Origin of the sequence: Novosphingobium nitrogenifigens DSM 19370 (assembly GCF_000192575.1) — a bacterium.
Taxonomy (GTDB): domain Bacteria; phylum Pseudomonadota; class Alphaproteobacteria; order Sphingomonadales; family Sphingomonadaceae; genus Novosphingobium; species Novosphingobium nitrogenifigens.
Window position 1 is genome coordinate 421320 of sequence record NZ_GL876935.1, and the last position, 5356, is coordinate 426675.

Annotated in this window: 5 protein-coding genes and 1 pseudogene; 4 read left to right on the top strand and 2 right to left on the bottom strand. The window is 61.7% G+C overall.

Features of this window, described 5'->3' with window-relative positions:
* Both Y88_RS19435 and Y88_RS18115 read right to left on the bottom strand, forming a co-directional pair.
* Window positions 1–468: pseudogene (locus tag Y88_RS19435) on the bottom strand (glutamine amidotransferase); the annotation flags it as partial.
* A 191-nt stretch (window positions 469–659) separates the two neighbouring features.
* The gene (locus Y88_RS18115) at window positions 660–1361 is read right to left on the bottom strand and encodes a GntR family transcriptional regulator (RefSeq protein ID WP_008071899.1); all 702 of its coding nucleotides are present in this window, start codon (window positions 1359–1361) and stop codon (window positions 660–662) included.
* A gap of 120 nt (window positions 1362–1481) precedes the next feature.
* Between Y88_RS18115 and Y88_RS18120 the strand changes: the two genes are divergently transcribed.
* The 4 genes from Y88_RS18120 (at window position 1482) to Y88_RS19275 (ending at window position 5036) form a co-directional block, all read left to right on the top strand.
* Complete coding sequence (locus Y88_RS18120; RefSeq protein ID WP_008071901.1) at window positions 1482–2090, top strand: amino acid synthesis family protein; 609 nt, start codon at window positions 1482–1484, stop codon at window positions 2088–2090.
* On the top strand, window positions 2087–2947 hold the full coding sequence (locus Y88_RS18125) for an alpha/beta fold hydrolase (RefSeq protein ID WP_008071903.1): 861 nt from the start codon (window positions 2087–2089) through the stop codon (window positions 2945–2947). Before Y88_RS18120 ends, Y88_RS18125 begins: the two co-directional genes overlap by 4 nt.
* Complete coding sequence (locus Y88_RS18130) at window positions 2944–4419, top strand: aldehyde dehydrogenase (protein WP_008071905.1); 1476 nt, start codon at window positions 2944–2946, stop codon at window positions 4417–4419. Before Y88_RS18125 ends, Y88_RS18130 begins: the two co-directional genes overlap by 4 nt.
* A gap of 146 nt (window positions 4420–4565) precedes the next feature.
* On the top strand, window positions 4566–5036 hold the full coding sequence (locus Y88_RS19275; RefSeq protein WP_157132695.1) for a hypothetical protein: 471 nt from the start codon (window positions 4566–4568) through the stop codon (window positions 5034–5036).
* The last annotated feature ends 320 nt before the right edge of the window (window positions 5037–5356 follow it).

Here is a 5356-nt window from a genome sequence, read left to right on the forward strand (position 1 = left end):
CGGATGCGCGCCATCGGTCGTCACCGCGCTCTCGGTCGCCATGCGGGTATGGCCGATGCCGTGCGTGCCGATCATCGCGGGAAGGCCAAAGCGATTGGCAACGTCGAGCGGCAGCCCGACTTCCTTGTAAAGCTCGATCCGGCTGCCCGAACCGGTCACGACAAGATCGGGCCGATTGAGCGCAAGCCAGCCGCGCACCAGTTCTTCGGAGGAAACAGGGAAAGACAACACCAGATGCGTATCGCGACGCGTCGCAACCGCAAGTCCGGCAAGCCCCGAGACCACGGAGTCGAGATCACCACCCCGAACCGTAAGCTTGAGATGCCCCGCATCCCCAGCCCCATACACCGCAAAACCCGCACTATCCGGGCCTCTGCCCGTCATCACCACCAGCATGTCTGCCAGCATCGAACCCAACTGCGGTTCGAGTTCTGGATCTTTCAGGAACAACCCGACGATGCCACACATGACTTGAAAACTCCCGGTTGGTTGCCGGGTAATTATCCTCACAGGAAACATGAGTCAACCTATGAAGAAAATTATTTTCTTATGGAGAATATTTCAAATGACGCATCCGCCTTCTCGTCGGCGGACACAGGGACACGATTACTGATGAATGACGGGGCCCGGACGACCCCGTTTGCCAAGAGCCGCTCGGCTTAAACGCTTTCCACCTCGCTATCGCGCGAAGTCAGCAGGATATCCGCCTGACGGGCTGCACCTTCGACATGCTGACGACATGCAGCTTCGGCACGGGCGGCATCACCCGCCTTGATCGCGCTGACGATCTCGCGCATCTGCGACAGGCCGTCGGCCTTGCGCTGCTCGCTCGACAAGGTCATCGCGCGCAGCCGGGAAATCCGGCCGTGCAGTCGCTGCACGATTTCCCATGCGACCGTGTGACCGCCGCCCAGGAACATCGTTTCATAAAAACTGTTGGTCGCACGCAGGGCGTTGATCGGCTTGTGCTCAGCATGAGCCTGCGCAATCGCATCAAGCTCGGCCGTCAGGGCCCGCAACACCTCGGGCGTCGCCTTGCGCGCGCAGGCCGCAGCCGCAGCCGATTCCAGCTGGAGCCGAATGGCATAGACCTGGCTGGTCTCGTCCCGATTGATCGTCGCGAGGCGCGGCCCGGAACCAGTGGTTTCCACCAGCCCTTCGGATTCAAGGTTGCGGATCACTTCGCGAATGACCGACCGGCTCACCCCCAGACGATCCGACAAGGTGCGTTCCACCAGACGTTCGCCGGGCACGATCCGCCCTTCGAGGATGGCGTCGCGCAAACGCTCGAGCGCAATCAAGCGGAGAGTTTGCGGGCGCTGCTCGATGCGTTCGAGAGCAAGGGAGTCGGGGTTGGACATCGGTAAGCCTTGTCAAAAATCGAAACCGGGAAGCACCTGACCATAACGAATTGACGCACGGTTGCATATCTGCAAACATATGGTATACCATAAGACGGTATCCACGCAGGAGCAAGCCCAATGTCGATAAATGTTCGCAAATTCGTTCACTACTTCGAGGAAGTGCACCACGAAGGCGGCAAATCGGCCGAGCGCCCCATCATCACCTGCGCTGTTGCCGCCGTTCTCGCCAACCCCTGGGCGGGCCGGGGATTTGTCGAGGATCTGCAACCCGAAATCCGCGCCATTGCCTCGGATCTGGGCGCCGAGATGGTCGCGCGCATCGCCGCGCTGATCGGCGGGGCCGACCGCATCGAAGCCTATGGCAAGGCCGCCGTCGTCGGAGCGAACGGCGAAATCGAACATGCCTCCGCGCTCATTCACACCCTGCGCTTTGGCAACCACTATCGCGAGGCCGTCCAGGCGAAGTCCTATCTCAGCTTCACCAACAAGCGCGGCGGCCTTGGCACGTCGATCCAGGTGCCGATGATGCACAAGGACGATGAAGGCATGCGTTCGCACTATATCACGGCCGAATTCGCGATTTCCGATGCCCCGCTTGCCGACGAGATCGTGATCGTGCTGGGCGCGGCGGACGGCGGGCGCGTTCATCCGCGCATCGGCAATCGCTACCTCGATCTCGAAGCGATCGCAGCCGAACGCGCACAGGCCGCAGGAGGCGGCGCTTGAATCAATCCCGGCCATCGCCGTGCCTGACCACCACCGGGGTCGCCTATGTCGACATGGGTGGTGAAGGGCCGGTTCTTGTCCTGCTTCATGGCGTCGGGCTCGACCACACGATGTGGGCCGACCTGTTGCCGCATCTGGGGACCGACTGGCGCATCATCCTGATCGACATGCCCGGTCACGGCGGATCGGCCTCTCCGCCCGCCGATGCCCAGCTCGACTATTATGCTGCGCGCGTGGTCGAAGTGCTCGATGCAGCGAACATCGACAGAGCCGTGCTTGCCGGTTTTTCGATGGGCGCGCTGGTGGCGCGATGCTTTGCCCTGCGCCATCCCGAACGGCTCGACGCCCTGGTGCTGATGAACGGCGTGTTCGATCGGACGGAGGAGGTGCGCGCCAATATCGTCGCCCGCGTCGGGCAAGTGATCGAGGGGGGCGTTGCCGCCACGTCCGAGGCCGCGCTCGACCGCTGGTTCACCCCGGCATGGCGCAGCGGGCACGAGGACGTGGTCGATCAGGTTCGTCAGCGGCTCAACAGCAATGACGAACAGGGCTACGTCATCACCTATCGCCTGTTCGCCACGCAGGACAATTACGGCGCGGAATTGCTGCGGACGATCGCGGTGCCCACACTGGTCATCACCGGCGAATACGATGTCGGCTCGACCCCGGACATGACCCGGGCCCTGGCAAGCCGCATTCCGGGCGCCAAGGCCGTGGTGGTTCCGGGCGCGCGCCATATGATGTGGGTCGAAATGCCCGACATTGCCGCCGCGCCGCTTGTGGCATTCCTCGATCCGCTGCGCGCAAAAATGGACACATTGGCCGGAAACCCGGACTTCAGAGAGATTTCGCGATGATGAAACGCTTCGGGATGCTGATCGACGGAACCTGGTGCGATGCGGCCGACGGGGCCGTGTTCGAAACGTTCAATCCCGCAACCGCGCGCCCCTGGGCCATCCTTCCCGATGCCGCCGAGGACGATGTGAACCGGGCGGTAGAAGCAGCGCATCGCGCTTTCCGCAATCCGGCATGGCGGGGGCTGACCGCGAGTGCGCGCGGCGCCTTGCTGCGGCGCCTGGGCGATCTGGTGGCACAGCACGTGGACGAGATTGCCGCTCTCGAAACGCAGGACAACGGCAAGCTGATCCGCGAAACGCGAGGGGCCACGGCCTATATCCCGCAGTTCCTCTATTATGCGGCCGGTGCGGCGGACAAGCTCGAAGGCGCGACGCTGCCGATCGACAAGACCGCCATGTTTGCCTACACCCTGCGCGAACCGCTTGGCGTGGTCGCGGCCATCGTTCCGTGGAACAATCCGCTTTACCTCACCATCATCAAGCTGGCCCCCGCCCTCGCTGCGGGCAATACCATTGTCATCAAGCCGTCCGAACATGCCAGCACCAACATCCTGCGCTTTGCCGAACTGGTGGCAGAGGCGGGCATTCCCGACGGCGTCGTCAACGTCGTGACCGGGCTTGGCCCGCGTGCGGGCGCGGCGCTGTCGCGTCACCCGCTGGTCCGCCGCGTCGCCTTTACCGGGGGACCGGTCGCAGCCCGCCATGTGATCCGCGCCTCTGCCGACAATCTCGCCACGCTCAGCATGGAACTGGGGGGCAAATCGGCCAACATCGTGTTCGACGACGCCAATCTCGAAAGCGCGACGAACGGTGCGGTCGCGGGTATCTTTGCCGCGAGCGGACAAAGCTGCGTCGCCGGGTCCCGCCTGCTGGTCCATGACAAAGTCTACGACGAATTCGTGGATCGCCTCCGCGCCCGGATGGCAACGATCCGCATCGGCGACCCGCTTGATCCCGCTTCGGACATGGGACCCATGGCCACCGAACAACAACTCGGCGTCGTCGAAACCATGGTCGGCCGCGCACAGGCCGAAGGCGCGCAGGTTCTGGCCGGCGGGCGCCGCCCCGAAGGCCTGCCCGGTTGGTATCACGAGCCCACCCTGCTGTCCGTCCCCCATGCCGACGTCGATGTGGTGCGCAATGAAGTGTTCGGCCCGGTGGCCGCGATCATGCGCTTTTCCAGCGAAGGCGAAGCGTTGGAAATGGCCAACGCGACCGAATACGGCCTTGCCGGAGGAATCTGGACCCGCGACATCGGCCGCGCCCACCGCCTTGTCCGCGACATTCGCGCAGGCATCCTTTGGGTCAACACCTATCGGGCGATTTCGCCGATGGCCCCGATCGGCGGCTTTGGCATGTCGGGCTATGGCCGGGAATGCGGTTTCGAGGCGATCGAGGAATACACCGAAACCAAGACCGTCTGGATCAATCTCTCCGACGCCCCCGTCGACGACCCCTTCGTCATGCGCTGACGCCCAATTGCGGCACCGATAGATGGCTGCGGTTGATCGACGAACTTACCGACGCAGACCGCAGCCATGAACGCGGATTTTGGGACATTCCCGCCGGTCGACGCCCCGACTGAGATCGTCCGGTTACGCCCCTTGCGGACATTGACGTGCTGCGTGATTATCCGGTTATGGATCACATCAGCAATGAAACGCCCGAGGATCACCTCTATTTGAAGGGGCTGACAGTTCGCTATGAACGAGGCATTGGTAAGTGGATGCCCATCATGTGGCACTTGGCGCTTCGCGGTCATACCGGAGCAATGATTGAACTGGCTGACTGGTTTTCCGATGACAACAGCGCGGCATCGTTTGGCAAACCAGCCGATGCATTTAGCCCGGCAGGCCTTTACTATCGCGCTTGGCGGAAAGGCGATGCTCGCGCGGCTGTTAATGCAGCGATGAGCTGCTTCAATCGAAATGACATGATCGGGTATCGCCGTTGGCTAAGATGCGCAGTAAAAGCCGGTGACGCGGACGCGGCAAGGTCATTGCGGCTCTTCGAAACTCGGCTGTGGCATGCCGCTGCGAGGAAAGTTGGTCGGTTACGCCCTCGGCAAAAGCGGGACGAATTCGCTTAATTTGAACGACAGCAAACCACCAAATTTCGACGAAAAGCGCCGCTCCGGACACGGTTCTGTTGCGGACGCTTTTGTAGCTTATTAGGCGATATCACGCCCGCCAGCCCGATCGCCTATCGTGAAATTAGGAGTGGCACTTATTGAAATAACCATATTTTCGAACCTCCTAAGCACAACATCCACTATCTTTGAATGGTACGCAGCACATGTTCCTTTCGTCATCCGGATTTTCGTGTTTCCAATAATATTGAATATAACCTCATCCTGAATCACCCGAGGACGCATCCACGCCTTACCCTTATACAGGGGCGCCGTAAGAG

Coding starts and splice junctions, on each gene's coding strand:
- Y88_RS18115 (WP_008071899.1), bottom strand. CDS start 1,361: ATGTCCAACCCCGACTCCCTTGCTCTCGAACGCATCGAGCAGCGCCCG.
- Y88_RS18120 (WP_008071901.1), top strand. CDS start 1,482: ATGTCGATAAATGTTCGCAAATTCGTTCACTACTTCGAGGAAGTGCAC.
- Y88_RS18130 (WP_008071905.1), top strand. CDS start 2,944: ATGATGAAACGCTTCGGGATGCTGATCGACGGAACCTGGTGCGATGCG.